The 20524-nt window shown below is 63.1% G+C and carries 31 protein-coding genes; 30 read left to right on the top strand and 1 reads right to left on the bottom strand.

Features of this window, described 5'->3' with window-relative positions:
• Positions 1 to 17: 17 nt before the first annotated feature.
• The 29 genes from tuf to M2299_RS13900 all read left to right on the top strand — a co-directional run bounded on the left by tuf (position 18) and on the right by M2299_RS13900 (position 16497).
• A complete protein-coding gene (tuf, locus tag M2299_RS14040) occupies positions 18 to 1208 on the top strand; it encodes an elongation factor Tu (RefSeq protein ID WP_032977440.1) in 1191 nt (396 codons plus the stop codon).
• Positions 1209 to 1541: 333 nt separating this feature from the next.
• Positions 1542 to 1853 (top strand): 30S ribosomal protein S10, encoded by a 312-nt coding sequence (gene rpsJ / locus M2299_RS14035; RefSeq protein WP_010341589.1) that lies wholly within the window; start codon positions 1542 to 1544, stop codon positions 1851 to 1853.
• Between the two features lie 11 nt (positions 1854 to 1864).
• On the top strand, positions 1865 to 2515 hold the full coding sequence (gene rplC, locus M2299_RS14030; RefSeq protein ID WP_025879301.1) for a 50S ribosomal protein L3: 651 nt from the start codon (positions 1865 to 1867) through the stop codon (positions 2513 to 2515).
• A gap of 12 nt (positions 2516 to 2527) precedes the next feature.
• The gene (rplD, locus tag M2299_RS14025; RefSeq protein ID WP_025879302.1) at positions 2528 to 3133 is read left to right on the top strand and encodes a 50S ribosomal protein L4; all 606 of its coding nucleotides are present in this window, start codon (positions 2528 to 2530) and stop codon (positions 3131 to 3133) included.
• Entirely contained in the window at positions 3130 to 3429 is a 300-nt protein-coding gene (gene rplW / locus M2299_RS14020) for a 50S ribosomal protein L23 (RefSeq protein ID WP_025879303.1), read from the top strand. Before rplD ends, rplW begins: the two co-directional genes overlap by 4 nt.
• Before the next feature lie 10 nt (positions 3430 to 3439).
• Complete coding sequence (gene rplB / locus M2299_RS14015) at positions 3440 to 4267, top strand: 50S ribosomal protein L2 (RefSeq protein ID WP_025879304.1); 828 nt, start codon at positions 3440 to 3442, stop codon at positions 4265 to 4267.
• Between the two features lie 6 nt (positions 4268 to 4273).
• Complete coding sequence (rpsS, locus tag M2299_RS14010) at positions 4274 to 4543, top strand: 30S ribosomal protein S19 (protein WP_004145340.1); 270 nt, start codon at positions 4274 to 4276, stop codon at positions 4541 to 4543.
• A gap of 12 nt (positions 4544 to 4555) precedes the next feature.
• A complete protein-coding gene (rplV, locus tag M2299_RS14005; RefSeq protein WP_004145348.1) occupies positions 4556 to 4891 on the top strand; it encodes a 50S ribosomal protein L22 in 336 nt (111 codons plus the stop codon).
• An 18-nt stretch (positions 4892 to 4909) separates the two neighbouring features.
• Positions 4910 to 5644 (top strand): 30S ribosomal protein S3, encoded by a 735-nt coding sequence (gene rpsC, locus M2299_RS14000; protein WP_004145350.1) that lies wholly within the window; start codon positions 4910 to 4912, stop codon positions 5642 to 5644.
• 5 nt (positions 5645 to 5649) lie between these two features.
• Positions 5650 to 6063, top strand: a complete 414-nt coding sequence (gene rplP / locus M2299_RS13995) for a 50S ribosomal protein L16 (RefSeq protein WP_025879305.1) — start codon at positions 5650 to 5652, stop codon at positions 6061 to 6063.
• Complete coding sequence (gene rpmC, locus M2299_RS13990; RefSeq protein ID WP_025879306.1) at positions 6063 to 6248, top strand: 50S ribosomal protein L29; 186 nt, start codon at positions 6063 to 6065, stop codon at positions 6246 to 6248. The genes rplP and rpmC overlap by 1 nt, the downstream gene beginning before the upstream one ends.
• A gap of 11 nt (positions 6249 to 6259) precedes the next feature.
• The gene (gene rpsQ / locus M2299_RS13985) at positions 6260 to 6529 is read left to right on the top strand and encodes a 30S ribosomal protein S17 (RefSeq protein ID WP_004145355.1); all 270 of its coding nucleotides are present in this window, start codon (positions 6260 to 6262) and stop codon (positions 6527 to 6529) included.
• 12 nt (positions 6530 to 6541) lie between these two features.
• Positions 6542 to 6910, top strand: a complete 369-nt coding sequence (gene rplN / locus M2299_RS13980; RefSeq protein ID WP_025879307.1) for a 50S ribosomal protein L14 — start codon at positions 6542 to 6544, stop codon at positions 6908 to 6910.
• A 16-nt stretch (positions 6911 to 6926) separates the two neighbouring features.
• Positions 6927 to 7244 (top strand): 50S ribosomal protein L24, encoded by a 318-nt coding sequence (gene rplX, locus M2299_RS13975; RefSeq protein WP_025879308.1) that lies wholly within the window; start codon positions 6927 to 6929, stop codon positions 7242 to 7244.
• A gap of 11 nt (positions 7245 to 7255) precedes the next feature.
• Entirely contained in the window at positions 7256 to 7798 is a 543-nt protein-coding gene (gene rplE, locus M2299_RS13970; RefSeq protein ID WP_025879309.1) for a 50S ribosomal protein L5, read from the top strand.
• Between the two features lie 18 nt (positions 7799 to 7816).
• A complete protein-coding gene (gene rpsN, locus M2299_RS13965; RefSeq protein ID WP_032977438.1) occupies positions 7817 to 8122 on the top strand; it encodes a 30S ribosomal protein S14 in 306 nt (101 codons plus the stop codon).
• 234 nt (positions 8123 to 8356) lie between these two features.
• Entirely contained in the window at positions 8357 to 8755 is a 399-nt protein-coding gene (gene rpsH, locus M2299_RS13960) for a 30S ribosomal protein S8 (protein WP_025879311.1), read from the top strand.
• A gap of 17 nt (positions 8756 to 8772) precedes the next feature.
• A complete protein-coding gene (gene rplF, locus M2299_RS13955) occupies positions 8773 to 9297 on the top strand; it encodes a 50S ribosomal protein L6 (protein ID WP_099782946.1) in 525 nt (174 codons plus the stop codon).
• Between the two features lie 32 nt (positions 9298 to 9329).
• Positions 9330 to 9683 carry a 50S ribosomal protein L18 gene (rplR, locus tag M2299_RS13950; protein WP_025879313.1) on the top strand — a complete coding sequence of 118 codons (354 nt, stop codon included), beginning with the start codon at positions 9330 to 9332 and terminating at the stop codon, positions 9681 to 9683.
• Between the two features lie 161 nt (positions 9684 to 9844).
• Positions 9845 to 10387: a 30S ribosomal protein S5 gene (gene rpsE, locus M2299_RS13945; RefSeq protein ID WP_025879314.1), complete on the top strand. Its 543-nt coding sequence runs from the start codon at positions 9845 to 9847 to the stop codon at positions 10385 to 10387.
• A complete protein-coding gene (rpmD, locus tag M2299_RS13940; RefSeq protein WP_025879315.1) occupies positions 10380 to 10571 on the top strand; it encodes a 50S ribosomal protein L30 in 192 nt (63 codons plus the stop codon). Before rpsE ends, rpmD begins: the two co-directional genes overlap by 8 nt.
• Before the next feature lie 4 nt (positions 10572 to 10575).
• Positions 10576 to 11019, top strand: a complete 444-nt coding sequence (gene rplO, locus M2299_RS13935; protein WP_025879316.1) for a 50S ribosomal protein L15 — start codon at positions 10576 to 10578, stop codon at positions 11017 to 11019.
• A 7-nt stretch (positions 11020 to 11026) separates the two neighbouring features.
• Entirely contained in the window at positions 11027 to 12394 is a 1368-nt protein-coding gene (gene secY, locus M2299_RS13930) for a preprotein translocase subunit SecY (protein WP_025879317.1), read from the top strand.
• Positions 12395 to 12740: 346 nt separating this feature from the next.
• Complete coding sequence (gene rpsM, locus M2299_RS13925) at positions 12741 to 13097, top strand: 30S ribosomal protein S13 (protein WP_025879318.1); 357 nt, start codon at positions 12741 to 12743, stop codon at positions 13095 to 13097.
• An 11-nt stretch (positions 13098 to 13108) separates the two neighbouring features.
• Positions 13109 to 13498, top strand: coding sequence for a 30S ribosomal protein S11 (gene rpsK, locus M2299_RS13920; protein ID WP_004145443.1), 390 nt, complete (start codon positions 13109 to 13111; stop codon positions 13496 to 13498).
• 15 nt (positions 13499 to 13513) lie between these two features.
• Positions 13514 to 14143, top strand: coding sequence for a 30S ribosomal protein S4 (gene rpsD, locus M2299_RS13915; protein WP_025879319.1), 630 nt, complete (start codon positions 13514 to 13516; stop codon positions 14141 to 14143).
• Positions 14144 to 14198: 55 nt separating this feature from the next.
• Positions 14199 to 15197, top strand: a complete 999-nt coding sequence (rpoA, locus tag M2299_RS13910; protein ID WP_025879320.1) for a DNA-directed RNA polymerase subunit alpha — start codon at positions 14199 to 14201, stop codon at positions 15195 to 15197.
• A 197-nt stretch (positions 15198 to 15394) separates the two neighbouring features.
• Positions 15395 to 15778 carry a 50S ribosomal protein L17 gene (gene rplQ, locus M2299_RS13905; protein WP_025879321.1) on the top strand — a complete coding sequence of 128 codons (384 nt, stop codon included), beginning with the start codon at positions 15395 to 15397 and terminating at the stop codon, positions 15776 to 15778.
• 212 nt (positions 15779 to 15990) lie between these two features.
• The gene (locus M2299_RS13900; protein ID WP_025879322.1) at positions 15991 to 16497 is read left to right on the top strand and encodes a disulfide bond formation protein B; all 507 of its coding nucleotides are present in this window, start codon (positions 15991 to 15993) and stop codon (positions 16495 to 16497) included.
• A 77-nt stretch (positions 16498 to 16574) separates the two neighbouring features.
• Here M2299_RS13900 and M2299_RS13895 read toward each other — a convergent pair whose 3' ends face one another.
• Positions 16575 to 18701, bottom strand: coding sequence for a TonB-dependent receptor (locus tag M2299_RS13895; RefSeq protein ID WP_280884552.1), 2127 nt, complete (start codon positions 18699 to 18701; stop codon positions 16575 to 16577).
• Between the two features lie 224 nt (positions 18702 to 18925).
• On the opposite strand from M2299_RS13895, the gene M2299_RS13890 reads away from it, so the two are divergent.
• Entirely contained in the window at positions 18926 to 20317 is a 1392-nt protein-coding gene (locus M2299_RS13890) for a 3-deoxy-7-phosphoheptulonate synthase class II (protein WP_025879324.1), read from the top strand.
• Positions 20318 to 20524 lie beyond the last annotated feature (207 nt).

Genomic DNA, 20524 nt, shown 5'->3' with positions numbered 1-20524 from the left:
CTAAAAGGTAGAACGAAATGGCAAAGGGTAAGTTCGAGCGCACCAAGCCGCACGTCAACGTCGGCACCATCGGTCACGTCGATCATGGCAAGACCACGCTGACCGCCGCACTGACCAAGATCGGTGCCGAGCGCTTCGGTGGCGAGTTCAAGGATTACTCCGCGATCGACGCCGCGCCGGAAGAAAAGGCACGTGGCATCACGATCTCGACCGCGCACGTCGAGTACGAATCCACCGTTCGTCACTACGCCCACGTCGATTGCCCGGGCCATGCTGACTACGTCAAGAACATGATCACCGGTGCTGCCCAGATGGACGGCGCGATCCTGGTGTGCTCGGCCGCTGACGGCCCGATGCCGCAGACCCGCGAGCACATCCTGCTGTCGCGTCAGGTCGGCGTGCCGTACATCGTCGTGTTCCTGAACAAGGCCGACATGGTTGACGATGCCGAGCTGCTGGAACTGGTCGAAATGGAAGTCCGCGAGCTGCTGAGCAAGTACGACTTCCCGGGCGACGACACCCCGATCATCTCGGGTTCGGCCCGTCTGGCGCTGGAAGGCGACCAGAGCGACATCGGCGTGCCGGCCGTCATCAAGCTGGTCGAGGCGCTGGACACCTGGATCCCGACCCCGGAGCGTGACGTCGACAAGGCGTTCCTGATGCCGGTCGAAGACGTGTTCTCGATCTCGGGCCGCGGCACCGTGGTGACCGGTCGTATCGAGCGCGGCGTGATCAAGGTCGGCGAAGAAATCGAAATCGTCGGCATCCGCCCGGTGCAGAAGACCACCGTGACCGGCGTGGAAATGTTCCGCAAGCTGCTGGACCAGGGTCAGGCAGGCGACAACGCCGGTCTGCTGCTGCGCGGCACCAAGCGTGACGACGTCGAGCGTGGCCAGGTTCTGGCCAAGCCGGGTTCGATCAAGCCGCACACCAAGTTCGACGCCGAAGTGTACGTGCTGTCGAAGGACGAAGGCGGCCGTCACACCCCGTTCTTCAAGGGCTACCGTCCGCAGTTCTACTTCCGTACCACCGACATCACCGGTGCGGTCGAGCTGCCGGAAGGCGTCGAGATGGTGATGCCGGGCGACAACGTGAAGATGGTTGTCACCCTGATCAACCCGGTCGCCATGGACGCCGGCCTGCGCTTCGCCATCCGCGAAGGTGGCCGTACCGTCGGTGCTGGCGTGGTTGCCAACATCCTCGAGTAATCTGCTAGACTCTGCGCCCCGATGTTGCCTGGGTAGGGCATCGGGGCGTATCAAACGGGAAAGTAGGCACAGGATGTGCCTTGTGTTCCCCGGACCAGGAAGGGTCAATGCCATTCAGGCGGCGTCAACAGGAGACTGTTGACAGCTGCCTTGCGTGCCATTATGCTTCTCCGTCTGGGCAGGCCGGTTTCACGGGTCTGCCTATGCATTTGGGGTCTACGGATTGACCTTGTCGGCCTGCGGGAATGCGGGCCGTCTGTATTCAGGGATTTCATGGGGCAAAGCAACCCAGAGGCTTTGTCTGTCGCTCTTTTATCGAAGGAACCTACCGCCATGGCGGACCAAAAGATCCGGATCCGGCTGAAAGCGTTCGATCATCGTCTGATCGACCGTTCGGCCAGCGAGATCGTTGAGACGGCGAAGCGGACCGGCGCGCAAGTGCGTGGCCCGATCCCGCTGCCGACCAAGATCGAGCGTTACACCATCCTCGTCTCCCCGCACGTCGACAAGGACGCGCGTGACCAGTACGAGACCCGCACGCACAAGCGCGTGCTCGATATCGTTGACCCGAATGACAAGACCGTGGACGCGCTGATGAAGCTCGAACTGGCTGCCGGCGTCGACGTTCAGATCAAGCTGACCTGAGGACTACGACCATGACGAAGAAGTATTCGTTGGGCTTCGTGGGCCGCAAGGCTGGCATGAGCCGCGTGTTCACCGAAGATGGCCGTTCCATCCCGGTGACCCTGATCGAAGCAACCCCCAACCGCATCGCGCAGATCAAGACCGTCGAAACTGACGGCTACAGCGCCGTGCAGGTGACCGTCGGTGCGCGTCGCGCTGCCCTGGTCAACAAGCCGGAAGCCGGCCACTTCGCCAAGGCGAAAGTGGAAGCGGGCCGTGGCCTGTGGGAATTCCGCGTTGAAGACGCCCAGCTCGGCGATTTCGCCGTGGGTGGCGAAGTCAAGGCGGACATCTTTGAAGTCGGCCAGATCGTCGACGTCCAGGGTGTCACCAAGGGTAAGGGCTTCCAGGGCACCATCAAGCGCTACAACTTCCGTATGGGTGACGCTACCCACGGCAACTCGCTGTCGCATCGCGCGCCGGGTTCGCTGGGTCAGCGCCAGACGCCCGGCCGCGTGTTCCCGGGTAAGAAGATGTCCGGTCACATGGGCGCCGTGCAGCAGAGCACCCAGAACCTGGAAGTTGTCAAGGTCGACGTCGAACGCGGTCTGATCGCGGTTCGCGGCGCCGTTCCGGGCGCGGCGGGTGGCGACGTGATCGTCCGTCCGGCGAGCAAGGCATAAGGAGAGATGACGATGGAACTCGTTATCACGGGTAGCAATAACAAGGTCTCGGTCTCCGACGCCGTGTTCGGTCGCGATTTCAGCGAAGATCTGGTTCACCAGGTCGTCGTTGCTTACCGCAACGCCGGTCGCGCCGGCACCAAGGCGCAGAAGACTCGCTCCGAAGTGGCAGGTACCACCAAGAAGTCGAAGAAGCAGAAGGGCGGCGGCGCGCGTCATGGCGCACTGACGGCTCCGATCTTCGTCGGCGGCGGTGTCACCTTCGCGGCAAAGCCGCGCAGCTTCGAGCAGAAGGTCAATCGTAAGCAGTACCGTGCCGCCATGTGCGCGATCCTGTCCGAGCTGAACCGTCAGGGCCGTCTGACCATCGTGGAGTCCTTCGATGTCGAAGCGACCAACACGAAGGCTCTGATCGCCAAGCTGGCCGGCCTGGAAGTGGGCAAGCGCCCGCTGATCGTCACTGAAGAAGCCTCCGAGCACCTGTACCTGTCGGCTCGCAACATTCCCTACGTGGAAGTGCGTGACGTCCAGGGCCTGGATCCGGTGTCGCTGGTCGGTGCCGACACGGTCGTCATCACCGCTGACGCGGTCAAGAAGGTCGAGGAGTGGCTGGCATGAACAGCAACGAAAAAATCTTCAGCGTGCTGCTCGCCCCGCGTGTCTCCGAAAAGACCGCGCGCCTGCAGGAACTCTCCAATCAGTACGTCTTCGAAATTTCGAACGAAGCCACCAAGGCCGATGTAAAGGCCGCGGTTGAGCAGCTGTTCGACGTCAAGGTCGAAGCAGTCAACGTGGTCAACGTCAAGGGCAAGAACAAGTCCTTCCGTAACCGTGCTGGCCGCCGCGGCGATTGGCGCAAGGCGTACGTTCGCCTGGCCGACGGCCAGTCGATCGATGTAACGGCCAAGGCCTGAGGTACATCCCATGCCATTGATGAAATTCAAGCCCACTTCTCCCGGTCGCCGTTCGGCCGTGCGCGTGGTTACTCCCGACCTGCACAAGGGCGCTCCGCACGCTCCGCTGGTCGAGTCGCAGAGCCGTTCCGGTGGTCGTAACCACCACGGCCGCATCACCGTGCGTCACGTCGGTGGTGGCCACAAGCAGCACTACCGCCTGATTGACTTCAAGCGCAACAAGCTGGGCATCCCGGCGCGCGTGGAACGCATCGAATACGATCCGAACCGCACCGCGCACATCGCCCTGCTGTGCTACGTCGACGGCGAGCGTCGCTACATCATCGCCCCGAAGGGTCTGAAGGCTGGTGATCAGGTGATCGCTGGTTCGGATGCTCCGATCAAGGCGGGCAACACCCTGCCGCTGCGCAACATCCCGGTCGGTACCACCATCCACTGCATCGAGCTGAAGCCGGGCAAGGGCGCTCAGATTGCTCGCGCTGCAGGTGCTGCCGTGCAGCTGGTTGCTCGTGAAGGCATCTACGCCACCCTGCGCCTGCGCTCGGGTGAGATGCGCAAGGTTCCGGTTGAGTGCTGCGCGACCATCGGCGAAGTCGGCAACGACGAGCACAGCCTGGAAAAGCTGGGCAAGGCCGGTGCCAAGCGCTGGCGCGGCGTCCGCCCGACCGTTCGTGGTGCTGCCATGAACCCGGTTGACCACCCGCACGGTGGTGGTGAGGCGAAGGCCGGCCAGGGTAACCCGCATCCGGTCACCCCGTGGGGTGTTCCGACCAAGGGTTACAAGACGCGCCATAACAAGCGCACTCAGCAGTTCATCGTCCGCGATCGTAGGGGCTAATCGACCATGGCACGTTCACTCAAGAAGGGCCCGTTTGTCGATCACCACCTGGTTGCTAAGGTGGCTGCCGCTGCGGGTAGCAAGCGTCCGATCAAGACCTGGTCGCGTCGTTCGATGATCCTGCCTGACATGGTAGGCGTCACCATTGCCGTGCATAACGGCAAGAACCACATCCCGGTTCTCGTCAACGAGAACATGGTCGGCCACAAGCTCGGCGAATTTGCCATCACCCGGACCTTCAAGGGTCACGGTGGTGACAAGAAGTCGGGCAAGTAAGGAGAGATGACAATGGAAGCGAAAGCCATCCTGCGCACCGCGCGCATCTCCCCGCAGAAGGCACGTCTGGTCGCTGACCAGGTGCGCGGTCTGCCGGCCGAGCGTGCCGTCAACCTGCTGAAGTTCTCGGACAAGAAGGCTGCCCACCTGATCAAGAAGGTGGTGGAGTCGGCTATTGCAAATGCCGAGAACAACCAGGGCGCCGACGTCGACGAGCTGAAGGTTCAGACCATCATGGTAGATGAAGGTCCGACCCTGAAGCGTTTCATGGCGCGGGCGAAAGGCCGCGGTACCCGCATCCTCAAGCGCACCAGCCACATCACTGTGGTTGTGGGCGCCGCCAAGTAAGCGGATAAGGAAAAGACCATGGGTCATAAAGTTCATCCGATTGGTATCCGCCTCGGCATTTCCAAGGACTGGAACTCCAAGTGGTACGCCAACAAGGCCGAGTTCGCTGGTTACCTGGCAGCCGACCTGAAAGTGCGCGAAATGCTGCGCAAGAAGCTGGCGCAGGCCGGCATCAGCAAGATCCTGATCGAGCGTCCGGCAAAGACCGCTCGCGTGACGATCCACACCGCCCGTCCGGGCGTGGTGATCGGCAAGCGCGGTGAGGACATCGAGAAGCTGCGCAAGGAAGTGAGCGAGATGATGGGCGTCCCGGCGCACATCAACGTCACCGAAGTGCGCAAGCCCGAGCTGGACGCACAGCTGGTTGCCGAATCGATCGCGCAGCAGCTGGAGCGTCGCATCATGTTCCGCCGCGCAATGAAGCGCTCGGTCGGCAACGCGATGCGCCTGGGTGCCCTGGGCATCAAGGTCAACGTCGGTGGCCGCCTCAACGGTGCAGAAATCGCCCGTTCGGAGTGGTACCGCGAAGGCCGCGTGCCGCTGCACACGCTGCGTGCCGACATCGACTACGGCTTCGCTGAAGCCAAGACGACCTACGGCATCATCGGCATCAAGGTCTGGATCTACAAGGGCGAGGTCTTCGATTTCTCCCAGGTTGGCCAGGAAAAGCAGGACGACACCCCGTCGCGCAACGATCGTCATGATCGCGGCGACCGCGGTGACCGTCAGCGCCCGGCTCGTGAAGCGAGGTAACGACAATGTTGCAACCCAAGCGAACCAAGTACCGCAAGGTGCACAAGGGCCGTAACGAAGGCCTCAGCTGGAGCGCAAACGCTGTCAGCTTTGGCGAGTACGGCCTGAAGGCAACCGCCCACGGTCAGCTGACCGCGCGTCAGATCGAAGCGGCTCGCCGTTCGATCAGCCGCTACGTGAAGCGCGGCGGCAAGATGTGGATCCGAGTGTTCCCCGACAAGCCCATCACCAAGAAGCCCATCGAAGTTCGAATGGGTTCGGGTAAGGGCAACGTGGAATACTGGGTGGCCCAGATCCAGCCCGGCCGCATGATCTATGAAATCGAGGGTGTTACCGAGGAAGTGGCACGCGAGGCGTTCCGCCTGGCCGCTGCCAAGCTCTCGGTCACCACCACTTTCGTGACCCGGACGGTGCGCTGATGGATATCAAAACTCTCCGTGAAAAGTCGGCTGACGACCTCAAGGCCCACCTGATCGACCTGCGTAAGGAACAGTTCTCTGTCCGTATGCAGCAGGTCACCGGCCAGCTGCCGAAGACACACGACATCCGCCGGGTGCGTCGCGAAATTGCTCGCGTCAAGACCCTGCTCGGCAGCACGAAGTAAGGATGGCCGCTATGAGCGACAATACTGAAAACAAAGCGCTGCGCACGGTCGAAGGCCGTGTCGTCAGCAACAAGATGGACAAGACGGTTACCGTCCTGGTCGAGCGTCAGGTCAAGCACGCACTGTACGGCAAGTACATCAAGCGCTCGACGAAGCTGCACGCCCACGATGCCGACAACGCCTGCAAGGAAGGCGATGTCGTCCGCGTGACCGAGATTGCTCCGATGTCCAAGACCAAGAACTGGCGCGTGGTGGAAGTCATCACGCGTGCGGCTGAATAAGGAGTCTGAATCATGATCCAGATGCAGAGCTACCTTGACGTCGCCGACAATTCTGGTGCCAAGCGAGTGATGTGCTTCAAGGTGCTGGGTGGTTCCAAGCGCCGTTACGCCGGCATCGGCGACATCATCAAGGTCACCGTGAAGGATGCGATTCCGCGCGGCAAGGTCAAGAAGGGTGAAGTGTATGACGCCGTCGTGGTGCGTACCCGCAAGGGTGTGCGTCGCGCCGACGGCTCGCTGATCCGCTTCGACGGCAACGCCGCCGTTCTGCTTAACAACAAGCAGGAGCCGATCGGGACCCGTATCTTCGGGCCGGTGACTCGTGAACTTCGTTCGGAGAAGTTCATGAAGATCGTCTCGCTCGCTCCCGAAGTGCTGTGAGCGACAGGAGATAATCATGGCTAACCGTATCAAGAAGGGCGACCAGGTTGTCGTCAACGCCGGCAAGGACAAGGGTAAGCAGGGCGAAGTCGTCCGCGTCGATGGCGACCGTCTGGTCGTCGCCAACGTGAACATCGTCAAGCGCCACACCAAGCCGAACCCGCAGGCAGGTGTTGCCGGCGGCGTGGTCGAGCGTGAAGCGTCGATCCATATCTCCAACGTGAATGTGCTGAACCCGGCTTCGGGCAAGGGCGAGCGCGTTGGCTTCAAGGTGCTGGAGGATGGACGCAAACTGCGTGTGTTCCGCTCCAGCGGTGAGGCGCTCGACGCCTGAGGAATGAGAAGATGACTTCCCGTCTCGAAAAGTTTTACAAGGAAGAAGTGGTGCCGGCGCTGATGAAGCAGTTCGGTTACACCAATTCCATGCAGGTGCCGAAGCTGGTCAAAGTCACCCTGAACATGGGTGTCGGCGAAGCGGCCACCAACAAGAAGATCCTGGAAAACGCCGTTGGCGACATGACCAAGATCTCGGGCCAGAAGCCGATCGTCACCAAGTCGCGTATCTCGGTGGCATCGTTCAAGATCCGTGATGGTTGGCCGATCGGCTGCAAGACCACGCTGCGTCGCCACAAGATGTACGAGTTCCTGGACCGCCTGATCAACATCTCGCTGCCGCGCGTGCGCGACTTCCGTGGTGTTTCCGGTCGTTCCTTCGACGGTCGCGGCAACTTCAACATGGGTGTGAAGGAACAGATCATCTTCCCGGAAATCGACTTCGACGCTGTCGACGCGATCCGCGGTATGGATATCGCCATCACCACCACTGCGAAGACCGACGCGGAAGCGAAGGCGCTGCTGGCAGCGTTCAAGTTCCCGTTCCGTAACTGATTCGTCGAGGAAACCGAAATGGCAAAGACCTCCATGGTCAACCGCGACATCAAGCGGAAGAAGCTGGCTGAAAAGTTCGCTGTCAAGCGTGCTGCTCTGAAGAAGATCGTGTCCTCCCCGGATGCGAGCTACGAAGAGAAGATCGAGGCCGCCACCAAGTTGTCGAAGCTGCCGCGCGATTCGTCGCCGAGCCGCCATCGCAACCGTTGCGAACTGTCTGGCCGCCCGCGTGGCGTGTACAGCAAGTTCGGCCTGGGTCGCAACAAGCTGCGTGAAGCCACCATGCGTGGCGACGTTCCGGGCCTGCGCAAGGCCAGCTGGTAACCCCAGCCGGTCCTGCCAGCGAGGGCTCCCCCCGGGGGGGCTTCGCAGCCGGGGAGGGGAGACGTTCAGCTTTCCCTGTGCAAAAAACCGAAGAGCCCGACGCAAGTCGGGCTCTTTTGGCGTATACTCCCGCGTCTTGCTCTGCGCAACGCGTAGGGGTAGGGGGCCTGGCCCGTTTCCAGGAGACAACAGATTTTCGCGAAAGCGGATATCGGTGCACTCAAAGGTACTCATATGAGCATGACTGATCCCATCGCCGACCTGCTGGTCCGCATCAAGAATGCGGCAGCGGTTGGCAAGCAGACGGTGAAAGCCCCGTCGTCCAAGATCAAGGTTGCGATCGCCCAGGTCCTGAAGGACGAGGGTTACATCGCCGACCTGCGCGTGACCGCGCTCGAGAACAACAAGTCCGAGCTGGAAATCGTGCTGAAGTATTTCGAAGGCAAGCCGGTCATCGCGACCCTGAAGCGCTTCTCGCGTTCGGGCCTGCGCCAGTACCGCGGCAAGAGCGAACTGCCGAAGGTCATGAACGGCCTGGGCATTTCCATCATTTCCACTTCCAAGGGCATCATGACTGATGCGCAGGCGCGCCAGTTGGGCGTCGGCGGCGAAGTCCTGTGCTTCGTGGCCTAAGGCGAAAGGAGTAGACCATGTCCCGTGTAGCCAAGAAGCCGATCGACCTGGGTAAGGTTGAACTGAACGTCCAGAACGACAACGTCATCGCCAAGGGCCCGAAGGGCACCCTGTCGCTGGCCAAGCCGGCTGGCATCAACATCAATGTCGAAAACGGCGTTGCCACCCTGAGCACCGACAACGTGGAGCTGATCCCGCTGACCGGTACCGTCCGCGCCATCCTGTCCAACATGGTCAAGGGTGTTTCCGAAGGCTTCGAGCGCAAGCTTGAGCTGGTCGGCGTGGGTTACCGTGCCGCGATGCAGGGCAAGGACCTCAGCCTGTCGCTGGGTTACTCGCACCCGATCGTGTTCGTGGCGCCGGAAGGCATCACCATCACCACCCCGACCCAGACTGAAATCCTGGTGCAGGGCGCTGACAAGCAGGCCGTCGGTGAAGCTGCCGCCAAGATCCGTGCGTTCCGCAAGCCGGAGCCGTACAAGGGCAAGGGCGTGAAGTACTCCGACGAAGTCATCATTCGCAAGGAAGCCAAGAAGGCCTAATTAGGACCTTCCGCTTTCCAGGGAAAAAGATCATGAACAAGAACATCGCCCGCCTGCGTCGCGCCAAGTCGACCCGTGCCCACATCCGTGTGCTCGGTGTGGCCCGCCTGTCGGTGCTGCGCACCGGCCAGCACCTGTATGCACAGGTCTTCACCGCTGACGGCTCGAAGGTGCTGGCTGCCGCCAACACCACCCAGGCCGACATCAAGGAAGGCCTGAAGAACGGCAAGAACGCCGATGCCGCCGCCAAGGTTGGCCGCATCGTCGCTGAGCGTGCCAAGGCCGCCGGCGTCGAGAAGGTTGCCTTCGATCGTTCGGGTTACCGTTACCACGGCCGCATCAAGGCCCTGGCTGACGCTGCCCGCGAAGCCGGCCTGCAGTTCTAAGGGATCAGGGCAGGGGACTCCGGTCCCCATGCCCGCCTGCTCGCCAGCCTGAGTGAGGCTGGGCGGCGCCGTTCTTCTGCAGCGGCCCACCGCAACAACGCACCACTCCACAACCATAAGCGGCCTCGAGCCGTACATAACCCAACAACCAAGGAATAAACATGGCAGAAGAACGTCAGCAGCGGGGTCGCGATCGCGACCGTAACCGCGAAGAGAAAGTCGATGACGGCATGATCGAAAAGCTGGTCGCGGTCAATCGCGTCAGCAAGACCGTCAAGGGTGGCCGTCAGTTCACCTTCACCGCCCTGACTGTTGTCGGCGACGGCGAAGGCAAGGTCGGTTTCGGTTATGGCAAGGCACGCGAAGTGCCGGTCGCCATCCAGAAGTCGATGGAGCAGGCTCGCAAGAACCAGGTCACCGTCGATCTGAACAACGGCACCCTGTGGCACACCATCAAGGATGGTCACGGCGCAGCGCGCGTGTTCATGCAGCCGGCTTCCGAAGGTACCGGCGTCATTGCCGGTGGTGCCATGCGCGCCGTGCTGGAAGCAGTTGGCGTGAAGAACGTGCTGGCCAAGGCCACCGGTTCGCGCAACCCGATCAACCTGGTGCGTGCCACCGTGAAGGGCCTGACTGCAGCGCAGTCGCCGGCTCGCATCGCGGCCAAGCGCGGCAAGAAGGTGGAGGATCTCAACCATGGCTAATGAAACCAACAAGACCGTCAAGGTCCGTCTGGTTCGCGGCCTGCGTGGTGCCCAGGCGCGTCATCGCCTGTCGGTGCGTGCGCTGGGTCTGGGCAAGCTCAACGATGTGCGTGAACTGAAGGACAGCCCGCAGGTTCGCGGTCTGATCAACAAGGTCCACTACCTCGTCAAGGTTGAGGAATAATCCAATGACCATGCATCTGAATGAATTGAGCCCGGCACCGGGCGCTCGTAAAGAGCGTACCCGCGTCGGTCGCGGTATCGGCTCCGGCCTGGGCAAGACCTGCGGCCGCGGCCACAAGGGTTCGTTTGCCCGTAAGGGTGGCGGCAAGATCAAGGCTGGCTTCGAAGGCGGCCAGACCCCCATGCAGCGTCGTCTGCCGAAGATCGGCTTCCGTTCGCCGATCGCCAAGGACACCGCTGAAGTGCTGCTGTACCAGCTGGACAAGCTGCCGGCCGGCGAGATCGACTTCGCTGTCCTGCGTGCTGCCAAGCTGGTCCCGAGCACTGCCAAGAAGGCCAAGGTCGTCGTCAAGGGCGAAGTGACCAAGGCGTTCACCCTGAAGGGTGTTGCTGCCACGGCCGGTGCCAAGGCTGCGATCGAAGCTGCCGGCGGCAGCGTAACGGAGTAAGAGAATCATGGCGCAAGCTGGCATCGGTAACCTCGCGGGCGGAATGGGCAAGTTCACTGAACTTCGCCAACGTTTGCTGTTCGTCGTCGGGGCTTTGATCGTCTATCGCATCGGCTGCTACGTGCCGGTGCCGGGCGTCAATCCCGATGCCATGCTTGCCATGATGCAACAGCAGGGCGGCGGCATCGTGGACATGTTCAACATGTTCTCGGGCGGCGCCCTGCACCGTTTCAGCATTTTCGCGCTGAACGTGATGCCGTACATCTCGGCATCGATCGTGATGCAGCTGGCTGTGCACATCTTCCCCGCCTTGAAGGCGATGCAGAAGGAAGGTGAGTCCGGCCGCCGCAAGATCACCCAGTATTCGCGCATCGGCGCTGTGCTGCTCGCAGTGGTGCAGGGCGGTTCGATCGCGCTGGCGCTGCAGGGCCAGGTGTCGCCGACCGGTGCACCGGTCGTGTACATGCCGGGCATGGGCTTCGTGCTCACTGCCGTGGTCGCACTGACCGCCGGCACCATGTTCCTGATGTGGGTTGGTGAGCAGGTGACCGAGCGCGGCATCGGCAACGGCGTCTCGCTGATCATCTTCGCCGGTATCGTGGCGGGCCTGCCGGGTGCGGTCATCCACACCTTCGACGCCTACCGCGACGGCAACATCCAGTTCATCCAGCTGCTGCTGATCGCCATCGTCGTGCTCGCCTTCACCTTCTTCGTGGTGTTCGTCGAACGTGGTCAGCGCCGGATCACGGTGAACTACGCGCGCCGCCAGGGCGGTCGCAACGCGTACATGAACCAGACCTCGTTCCTGCCGCTGAAGCTGAACATGGCCGGCGTCATCCCGGCGATCTTCGCCTCGAGCCTGCTGGCCTTCCCGGCCACCCTGGCGATGTGGTCCGGCCAAGCTGCCAACCAGAGCACCTTTGGCCAGACCCTGCAGAAGGTCGCCAATGCCCTGGGTCCGGGCGAGCCGCTGCACATGATCGTGTTCGCTGCGCTGATCACCGGTTTCGCGTTCTTCTATACTGCGCTGGTGTTCAACTCGCAGGAAACCGCCGACAACCTGAAGAAGTCGGGCGCGCTGATTCCGGGTATCCGTCCGGGCAAGGCCACCGCCGACTACATCGACGGCGTGCTGACCCGACTGACTGCTGCCGGTTCGGCTTACCTGGTGATCGTCTGCCTGCTGCCGGAACTGATGCGCACGCAGCTGAACGCCTCGTTCTATTTCGGCGGTACTTCGCTGTTGATCGTGGTGGTGGTGGTGATGGACTTCATCGCCCAGGTGCAGGCGCACCTGATGTCCCACCAGTACGAGAGCCTGCTGAAGAAGGCCAACCTGAAGGGCGGCAACCGCGGCGGTTTTGCTCGCGGCTGATTAGCCTGTTATACTTTCGTCTTCCTGACGTGATGGTCCTCCGCTTCGCGGACTCTGGCCACACAAACGAAGGGCGGCCCCCGCAGCGGTTCCGGGTGGGGGTGTGATGAGGTGGTCCCGCGCTGGAGTAGCGCGGGCGGCCCGGGAGGCAACTCCAGGTCCAACCCCATCCGGCGCCGGAGCCTGGGCACACTCCCCGGGCCGGGTTCATGAAACCTCTGGTTTCACGGGCTTCCAAGTAAACCGGAACCTTGTTAGTATCACTGGTTCACTTTTTTGATCCATCCTGCCGGATCGGCGTGCCTCGAGCGCGCTGTCGGCCATCACTCAGCTGGAGAACCGCGTCATGGCGCGTATTGCAGGCGTCAACCTGCCAGCCCAGAAGCATGTCTGGGTCGGGTTGCAAAGCATTTACGGCATCGGCCGTACCCGTTCGAAGAAGGTCTGCGAAGTCGCAGGCGTCACTTCGACCACCAAGATCCGCGATCTGTCGGAGCCGGAAATCGAGCGCCTGCGCGCCGAAGTCGGCAAGTACATCGTGGAAGGCGATCTGCGCCGTGAAATCGGTATCGCGATCAAGCGCCTGATGGACCTGGGCTGCTACCGCGGCCTGCGTCACCGTCGCGGTCTGCCGCTGCGTGGCCAGCGCACCCGTACCAACGCCCGCACCCGCAAGGGCCCGCGCAAGGCGATCAGGAAGTAAGGGACATATAAATGGCTAAGCCTGCTGCTAAGACCAAGAAGAAGATCAAGCGCGTCGTCACCGACGGCGTTGCCCACGTCCACGCTTCGTTCAACAACACCATCGTGACCATCACCGACCGTCAGGGCAACGCTCTGTCGTGGGCGACCTCCGGTGGCGCTGGCTTCCGCGGTTCGCGCAAGTCGACCCCGTTCGCAGCCCAGGTGGCTGCCGAAAAGGCCGGTCGTGCTGCGCTGGACTACGGCGTGAAGTCGCTGGAAGTCCGCATCAAGGGTCCGGGTCCGGGCCGTGAGTCGGCCGTGCGTTCGTTGAACAACGTCGGCTACAAGATCACCAACATCATCGACGTGACGCCTATCCCGCACAACGGGTGCCGTCCGCCGAAGAAGCGTCGCGTCTAAAGGGAGCGATAAGAAATGGCTCGTTATATCGGTCCTACCTGTAAGCTCGCCCGTCGCGAAGGCGCCGACCTGTCCCTGAAGAGCCCGGCGCGTGCGCTGGACTCCAAGTGCAAGTTGGAGCAGAAGCCCGGCCAGCATGGCGCCACTGCCCGCAAGGGCAAGCTGTCCGACTACGCTACCCAGCTGCGTGAAAAGCAGAAGGTCAAGCGTATCTACGGTCTGCTGGAGCGTCAGTTCCGCAACTACTACAAGAAGGCCTCGACCAAGAAGGGCAACACCGGCGAGAACCTCCTGCAGCTGCTGGAAACCCGCCTGGACAACGTTGTCTACCGCATGGGCTTCGCCGTGACCCGTCCGGCTGCCCGTCAGCTGGTGTCGCACCGCGGCGTCACCGTGAATGGCAAGTCGGTCAACCTGGCCTCGTACCAGGTCAAGGCTGGCGACGCCATCGCCCTGTCTGAAAAGGCTGCCAAGCAGCTGCGCGTCCAGGAAGCCCTGACCGTCGCCGCCCAGCATGACCTGAGCCCGTCGTGGGTTGAAGTGGATTCCGGCAAGTTCTCCGGCATCTTCAAGGCTGTTCCGGATCGTTCGGATCTGCCTGCGGACATCAACGAAGCGCTGATCGTCGAGCTGTATTCGAAGTAATTCACATTGGAGAGCCCCCGGCGACGGCCGGGGGTTCACTAGGAGAACCCGCAACATGACGGTTACCGCCAACCAGGTTCTGCGTCCTCGCGGTCCGCAGATCGAACGCATTACCGACACCCGTGCAAAGGTCGTTATCGAACCTTTGGAGCGGGGTTACGGGCATACGCTGGGTAATGCCCTGCGTCGCGTGCTGCTGTCGTCCATCCCGGGCTTCGCCATCACGGAAGTCGAAATCGACGGCGTGTTGCATGAGTACACCACGGTCGAAGGTCTGCAGGAGGACGTGCTGGAAGTCCTGCTGAACCTGAAGGACGTGGCCATCCGTATGCACTCCGGCGACAACGCGACTCTGTCCCTGTCCAAGCAGGGTCCGGGCGTTGTCACCGCTGCCGACATCAAGGTCGACCACAATGTGGAGATCTTGAACGGCGACCACGTGATCTGCCACCTGACCAAGGACACGGCAGTGAACATGCGTCTGAAGATCGAGCGTGGTTTCGGCTATCAGCCGGCAGCTGCGCGTCGTCGTCCGGACGAAGAAACCCGTGCCATCGGCCGTCTGGTCCTGGATGCCTCGTTCTCGCCGGTCCGCCGTGTCGCCTATGCCGTGGAAGCGGCTCGTGTCGAACAGCGCACCGACCTGGACAAGCTGGTCATCGATATCGAGACCAACGGCACCATCGACGCCGAAGAAGCAGTGCGTACCGCTGCCGACATCCTCAGCGATCAGCTGTCGGTGTTCGGTGACTTCACCCATCGCGACCGCGGTGCGGCGAAGCCGGCCAACAACGGCGTGGATCCGGTGCTGCTGCGCCCGATCGACGATCTGGAACTGACCGTGCGTTCGGCCAACTGCCTCAAGGCCGAGAGCATCTACTACATCGGCGATCTGATCCAGAAGACCGAAGTCGAGCTGCTGAAGACCCCGAACCTGGGTAAGAAGTCGCTCACCGAGATCAAGGAAGTGCTGGCCCAGCGTGGCCTGTCGCTCGGCATGAAGCTGGAGAACTGGCCGCCGGCCGGCGTCGCCAGCCACGGCATGCTGGGCTGATACCGCCTTTCTGCAAGACCGCATGGCCCCGTCGGCAACGACGGGGCCATTGCACCAAGGCAATACCGCCACGACGAACGAAGGTTCGCGGGCAGGTCGTCCAGGACGGATGGCCAGGACCAACCGCAGTCCGAGCAGCAGCGCCAGGAAGGCGACAACGATCCGCAAAGCCACATCATTAACCAAGGAATATCACCATGCGTCACCAGAAATCCGGCCGTAAGTTCAGCCGTACCAGCGCCCACCGCGAAGCGATGTTCAAGAACATGGCTGCCTCGCTGTTCAAGCACGAGCTGATCAAGACCACCCTGCCGAAGGCCAAGGAACTGCGCCGCGTCGCCGAGCCGCTGATCACCCTGGCCAAGGTCGACTCCGTCGCCAATCGTCGTCTGGCCTTTGCCCGCCTGCGCGACAACGAAGCCGTCGGCAACCTGTTCACCATCCTGGGCCCGCGCTACGCGAACCGTCCGGGCGGTTACCTGCGCCTGCTGAAGTGCGGCTTCCGCGCCGGCGACAACGCGCCGATGGCCTACGTTGAGCTGGTTGACCGTCCGGTCGTGGCTGAAGCCGTCGAAGAGTAATCGACGCGCGACACCCGTCATTCGGCGAAGAACCCGGCCTCGTGCCGGGTTTTTCCGTTTCTGGGCGACGGATGGAGATCCACGCCGGGCGTGGATGATCCCGCATGTTGCGGCGCGCGCGCCGGCGTGTTCCGACGGGCGCGACGTTGTGGCGGTTCGAACGGCGCGCACTCTCGGTTACGCTTGCGGTCCGTACTACACGAGCGTTGCCGATGAATCCTCTGCGCTGGCCTTTCCGCGCCCAGTTCCTGTTGGGCTTCCTGATCTGCGCGGGCCTGCTGGGCTACGCGATTTTCCTGCAGCTGAAGATGGGGCTGGAACCGTGTCCGCTGTGCATCTTCCAGCGCCTGGCGTTCGCGGCCCTGGGCCTGCTGTTCCTGATCGGCGCCCTGCATGGGCCGTCCAACCGTCCGGGGCGGGCGACCTACGGCATCCTCGCTTTCATCGCTGCCGCCGTGGGCGTGGGCATCGCCGCGCGCCATGTCTACGTGCAGATGCTGCCGCCGGAAATGGGGGCGACCTGTGGCCCGCCGCTGGCCTTCCTGCGCGAGACCATGGGGCCGCTGGAAGTGTTCCGTACCGTGCTGACCGGCACCGGCAACTGCGGCAACATCGACTGGACGTTCCTTGGCCTGACCATGCCGATGTGGTCGGGGGTCTGGTTCGTGCTGCTGGCCCTGTGGGCGCTGGTGGTGTCGCTGCGCAAGGTCAAGCACTGAGCCAGTCCGGAGCCACGCATGGCGTGGCTCTACTGTTTTCCGGTAGTGCCGGCCGCTGGCCGGCAGTCGGTGGTACCTCAGAAGTCCTGCTGCAGGCTCAGATAGGCGCCGCGACGTGGTCCCCATTGCGGTGCGAACACGCCGATGCCGCCGCCATCGCGCAGCTGGTAGCTGCGATCCAGCGCGTTGATCACCGCCAGTTGCACATGCAGCGGATGACCGCTGTCGGCGTTGAAGTCATGCGCGGCGCTGAGATCGACCTGCAGGTACGACGGCAGTTCGCCGCCATTGGGCACGCCCTCGATGTCCGAGCGCAGGCCGCTGCCGTACACGTAGTTCGCACCGACCCGATTGTGGCCAGCGAACGCATAGCTGACGCCGCCGGAAGACGTCAGCTTCTGGTCGTGGTCCAGATGGATCCAGTTCTGTTGCACGTAGGCCAGTGCATCCGGATCGAGGTTGTACTGGCTGGTGATGACCTGGGTGCCCATGGCCTTGTTGTAGGCCGCGTTGAAGTACGCGCTGATCGGCCCGTTGCTGTAGTCGGCGCTGAACTCCAGACCATGGATGTGGCCGCGGCGATAGTTGAAGGTGGAATAGATGTAGGCGGCGCCGAACTGGCCTTCGTCCTGCAGGCGGTGCACGCGTCGGTCGTAGGCATCCAGGCCGAGGGTGAGGTGGTCGCCGACCTGCTGTGACACGCCGATATCGTAGTAGTCACTGCGCTCGGACAACGGCGTGTTGCTGCCATCGGCGGGTTGCTGGTTGCTGGTGCCATCGAACAGGGCAAGATCGCTGCCGGCAACCAGTTCGCTGGCGGGCGGGGTGAAGTAGCGCGAATAGCCGGCGTGCACGGTGGTGCTGTCGCTGGCGTTCCAGACCACACCCAGGCGTGGGCTGAGCTGGCCCTCGGTGTGATCGAAGGCCTTGAAGCGGTCGCCGCGCAGGCCGTAATTGACGGTCCAGTCATCGCCGATGCGCCACTCGTCCTGCACGTACAAGGCTGCGGTGCTGGCGTGGAAGGCATTGCGGTCCGGGATCAGCTGCGGCGTGGTGCTCGTCTGCCGCCCATCGGCGTCGACCGGGAAGACCCAGCTGCTGTTGTTGGCGGCGGCGTGTTCGTAGTTGCCATACAAGCCATAACGCAGGGTGTGGTTGTCGCCCAGGGGGGTGGAGAAATCGGCCTGCAGGGTGTTGGCGCGGTTGCTGCGCCGGACCTGCGAGGCGACGCCGCTGAACACCAGGTCGCCCACGACGTCCGGGTTGAAGGCCACATCGCTGTAGCGCTGGCCGGCCGAGAGCTGGTACGCGGTCTGGCCGAGCGTGCCCTGCAGCACCAGCATGCCGAAGCGGGTGGCCTCGCGCTGGGTTTCGTCCAGCAGGCTGGAATCGAAGGTGGTGGTGTCCAGGTAGCCGAACTGCGGGGCCTGCCCCGGGTTGACCGGGATCTGGAAGCGGTTGTTGGCAAAGCCGGCGAACACGCTCAGGCGGGTGCTGTCGTTGACCAGATAGGTCAGGTCGGCAAAAGCCTTCCCCTGGTGGGTGTCGTCATGCAGCGGCCTGCGTGCGCTGGTGGGGTTCTCCAGCCCGACCTCGTTCTGGTCGTAGTTGCCGGTCAGGAACCAGCTCCAGCGGCCCTGGTTGCCCCACCAGGAGGCGTTCGGGTTGACCTTGCCGAACGAACCGGCGGTGATGCCAGCGCTGCCGCCGTTGCCCAGCTCGGCGCCACTGCGGGTGGTGATATCGACCACCGCGGCGGTGCGTTCACCGAACTGCGCCGGCAGCGCACCATCCATCAGGCGGATGCTCTTGATGGTGCGGGCATCCAGGGTCTGGCCGAAGCCGGAGATCGATTCGGGCAGCAGTACGCCGTTGATGCGGTACTGCAGGTTGGCGTGGTCGCCGCGCACGTGCACGCCGCCGTAGGAGTCCTGGACCACGCCCGGGGCCTGCAGCAGCACCTGGCTGAGCGGGGCAGAGGCGCCCAGCGGCTGCTTCTGGATGTCCTCGGCGGTGATCTGGTACTGGCTGCTGCCGATGTCCGGTGACAGGGCGTTGCGGGCCTGGTCGAGCTGAGCACTGACGGTGACTACGTCGAGGTCCTTGACCGCAGCCGCGCTGCCATCAGTGTCTGCGGCAAGCACGGGTTGGCTGGTGAGGATCAGGGCGAAGGTGATGGCGGTGGTGAGCAGGGAGGGCTTCATGGGAAATGGGCAGGGAAGGGGGGAGGGGGGCCGGTCCATGAGGGAGTGTTACTCCGTAACAACTGCGTACCGATCATGCGCTTGTCCGGCGATGGCGACCATGCCGTTTCTGGCCGATCACACGGCCCCTTTCCACACCGTTCAGGCAGTCATGACCGGCCCAGCCCTTTGCGCCAGCGGCTGGCTCTGCGACCATGACCGCCCCCCACCCCCGGATGTCCGTGATGAGCCTGTCCGCCGTTCCGCCCGCCCCCGATCCTGCCGCCATCGCTGCTGGCGCCGCCTGGTCACCGGAGAGCTGGCGGGGCAAGACCGCGCTGCAGATGCCGACCTATCCCGATCCGGTGGCACTGGATGCCGCGCTGCACGAGCTGAAGCGGCTGCCGCCGCTGGTGACCTCGTGGGAGATCCTGGCGCTGAAGCAGCAGTTGGCCGACGCCCAGGAAGGCAAGCGTTTCCTGTTGCAGGGCGGCGACTGCGCGGAGAATTTCAGCGACTGCGAATCGGGCACTATCTCCAACCGGTTGAAGGTGCTGCTGCAGATGAGCCTGGTGCTGGTGCACGGCCTGCGCCAGCCGGTGATCCGCGTCGGCCGTTTCGCCGGCCAGTACGCCAAGCCGCGCTCGGCCGATACCGAGACCCGCGACGGCGTGACCCTGCCCAGCTACCGCGGCGATGTGATCAATGCGCCGGCCTTCACCGAGGCGGCGCGTCTGCCCGACCCGAAGCGGATGCTGCAGGCCCACGCGCATTCGGCGATGACGATGAACTTCGTGCGGGCGCTGATCGATGGCGGCTTCGCCGATCTGCACCATCCCGAATACTGGAACCTGGAATGGGTTAGCCATTCGCCGTTGGCCGCCGAGTACCAGAAGATGGTGGCCTCGATCGGTGATGCCGTGCACTTCATGGAGACCCTGGCCGGGGCCCGCGTGCACAACCTCAACCGCATCGATTTCTACACCTCGCATGAAGCGCTGCTGCTGCCCTACGAGCAGGCGCTGACCCGGCAGGTGCCGCGCCAGCAGGGCTGGTTGAACCTGAGCACGCACTATCCGTGGATCGGCATGCGTACCGCCGCGCTGGATGGCGCGCACGTGGAGTACCTGCGCGGCGTGCGCAATCCGATCGCGATCAAGGTGGGGCCGTCGGTGACGCCGGACCAGTTGCTGCGCCTGATCGATGTGCTCAACCCGGATGACGAGCCGGGCCGCCTGAGCTTCATTCACCGCATGGGCGCGGCGCAGATCGCGCAGAAGCTGCCGCCGTTGCTGGATGCGGTCAAGCGCGATGGTCGTCGCGTGCTGTGGGTGTGCGATGCGATGCATGGCAATACCGAAAGCACCGCCAACGGCTTCAAGACGCGGCGCTTCGACAACGTGCGCGGCGAGGTCGAGATGTCCTTCGACCTGCACGCGGCCGCAGGCACCCGCCTGGGCGGCGTGCATCTGGAGCTGACCGGTGAGGATGTGACCGAATGCACCGGCGGTGCGCGCGAACTGACCGAACGTGACCTGGAACGCGCCTATCGTTCGACCGTCGACCCGCGATTGAACTACGAGCAGTCGTTGGAGATCGCGATGGCGATCGTGCGCAAGCAGGAGCAAGTGCGGTAAGTGTGTTTCGGCAGGGCTGCGCCCTGCACCTGCAGAGGCCACTGCCAGAGCAACAGCAAGAGCGGCATTCCGTGGTTGGCGGGGCGGTGTCGGAGTGCGGGGACGCCGCAAGTACGTCCCTGTAGGCTTGGCAGCCGCATCCATGCGGCTGACACCCCGCACTCCGACACCGCCCCGCCTCTGACAGATTTCCGGTGGCGGTTGGCC

It is taken from the genome of Stenotrophomonas sp. 1278, assembly GCF_029892765.1.
GTDB classification, from domain to species: Bacteria; Pseudomonadota; Gammaproteobacteria; order Xanthomonadales; family Xanthomonadaceae; genus Stenotrophomonas; species Stenotrophomonas indicatrix.
This window is presented reverse-complemented; position numbering and strand designations above follow the sequence as displayed.

Coding starts and splice junctions, on each gene's coding strand:
- tuf (WP_032977440.1), top strand. CDS start 18: ATGGCAAAGGGTAAGTTCGAGCGCACCAAGCCGCACGTCAACGTCGGC.
- rpsJ (WP_010341589.1), top strand. CDS start 1,542: ATGGCGGACCAAAAGATCCGGATCCGGCTGAAAGCGTTCGATCATCGT.
- rplC (WP_025879301.1), top strand. CDS start 1,865: ATGACGAAGAAGTATTCGTTGGGCTTCGTGGGCCGCAAGGCTGGCATG.
- rplD (WP_025879302.1), top strand. CDS start 2,528: ATGGAACTCGTTATCACGGGTAGCAATAACAAGGTCTCGGTCTCCGAC.
- rplW (WP_025879303.1), top strand. CDS start 3,130: ATGAACAGCAACGAAAAAATCTTCAGCGTGCTGCTCGCCCCGCGTGTC.
- rplB (WP_025879304.1), top strand. CDS start 3,440: ATGCCATTGATGAAATTCAAGCCCACTTCTCCCGGTCGCCGTTCGGCC.
- rpsS (WP_004145340.1), top strand. CDS start 4,274: ATGGCACGTTCACTCAAGAAGGGCCCGTTTGTCGATCACCACCTGGTT.
- rplV (WP_004145348.1), top strand. CDS start 4,556: ATGGAAGCGAAAGCCATCCTGCGCACCGCGCGCATCTCCCCGCAGAAG.
- rpsC (WP_004145350.1), top strand. CDS start 4,910: ATGGGTCATAAAGTTCATCCGATTGGTATCCGCCTCGGCATTTCCAAG.
- rplP (WP_025879305.1), top strand. CDS start 5,650: ATGTTGCAACCCAAGCGAACCAAGTACCGCAAGGTGCACAAGGGCCGT.
- rpmC (WP_025879306.1), top strand. CDS start 6,063: ATGGATATCAAAACTCTCCGTGAAAAGTCGGCTGACGACCTCAAGGCC.
- rpsQ (WP_004145355.1), top strand. CDS start 6,260: ATGAGCGACAATACTGAAAACAAAGCGCTGCGCACGGTCGAAGGCCGT.
- rplN (WP_025879307.1), top strand. CDS start 6,542: ATGATCCAGATGCAGAGCTACCTTGACGTCGCCGACAATTCTGGTGCC.
- rplX (WP_025879308.1), top strand. CDS start 6,927: ATGGCTAACCGTATCAAGAAGGGCGACCAGGTTGTCGTCAACGCCGGC.
- rplE (WP_025879309.1), top strand. CDS start 7,256: ATGACTTCCCGTCTCGAAAAGTTTTACAAGGAAGAAGTGGTGCCGGCG.
- rpsN (WP_032977438.1), top strand. CDS start 7,817: ATGGCAAAGACCTCCATGGTCAACCGCGACATCAAGCGGAAGAAGCTG.
- rpsH (WP_025879311.1), top strand. CDS start 8,357: ATGAGCATGACTGATCCCATCGCCGACCTGCTGGTCCGCATCAAGAAT.
- rplF (WP_099782946.1), top strand. CDS start 8,773: ATGTCCCGTGTAGCCAAGAAGCCGATCGACCTGGGTAAGGTTGAACTG.
- rplR (WP_025879313.1), top strand. CDS start 9,330: ATGAACAAGAACATCGCCCGCCTGCGTCGCGCCAAGTCGACCCGTGCC.
- rpsE (WP_025879314.1), top strand. CDS start 9,845: ATGGCAGAAGAACGTCAGCAGCGGGGTCGCGATCGCGACCGTAACCGC.
- rpmD (WP_025879315.1), top strand. CDS start 10,380: ATGGCTAATGAAACCAACAAGACCGTCAAGGTCCGTCTGGTTCGCGGC.
- rplO (WP_025879316.1), top strand. CDS start 10,576: ATGACCATGCATCTGAATGAATTGAGCCCGGCACCGGGCGCTCGTAAA.
- secY (WP_025879317.1), top strand. CDS start 11,027: ATGGCGCAAGCTGGCATCGGTAACCTCGCGGGCGGAATGGGCAAGTTC.
- rpsM (WP_025879318.1), top strand. CDS start 12,741: ATGGCGCGTATTGCAGGCGTCAACCTGCCAGCCCAGAAGCATGTCTGG.
- rpsK (WP_004145443.1), top strand. CDS start 13,109: ATGGCTAAGCCTGCTGCTAAGACCAAGAAGAAGATCAAGCGCGTCGTC.
- rpsD (WP_025879319.1), top strand. CDS start 13,514: ATGGCTCGTTATATCGGTCCTACCTGTAAGCTCGCCCGTCGCGAAGGC.
- rpoA (WP_025879320.1), top strand. CDS start 14,199: ATGACGGTTACCGCCAACCAGGTTCTGCGTCCTCGCGGTCCGCAGATC.
- rplQ (WP_025879321.1), top strand. CDS start 15,395: ATGCGTCACCAGAAATCCGGCCGTAAGTTCAGCCGTACCAGCGCCCAC.
- M2299_RS13900 (WP_025879322.1), top strand. CDS start 15,991: ATGAATCCTCTGCGCTGGCCTTTCCGCGCCCAGTTCCTGTTGGGCTTC.
- M2299_RS13895 (WP_280884552.1), bottom strand. CDS start 18,701: ATGAAGCCCTCCCTGCTCACCACCGCCATCACCTTCGCCCTGATCCTC.
- M2299_RS13890 (WP_025879324.1), top strand. CDS start 18,926: ATGAGCCTGTCCGCCGTTCCGCCCGCCCCCGATCCTGCCGCCATCGCT.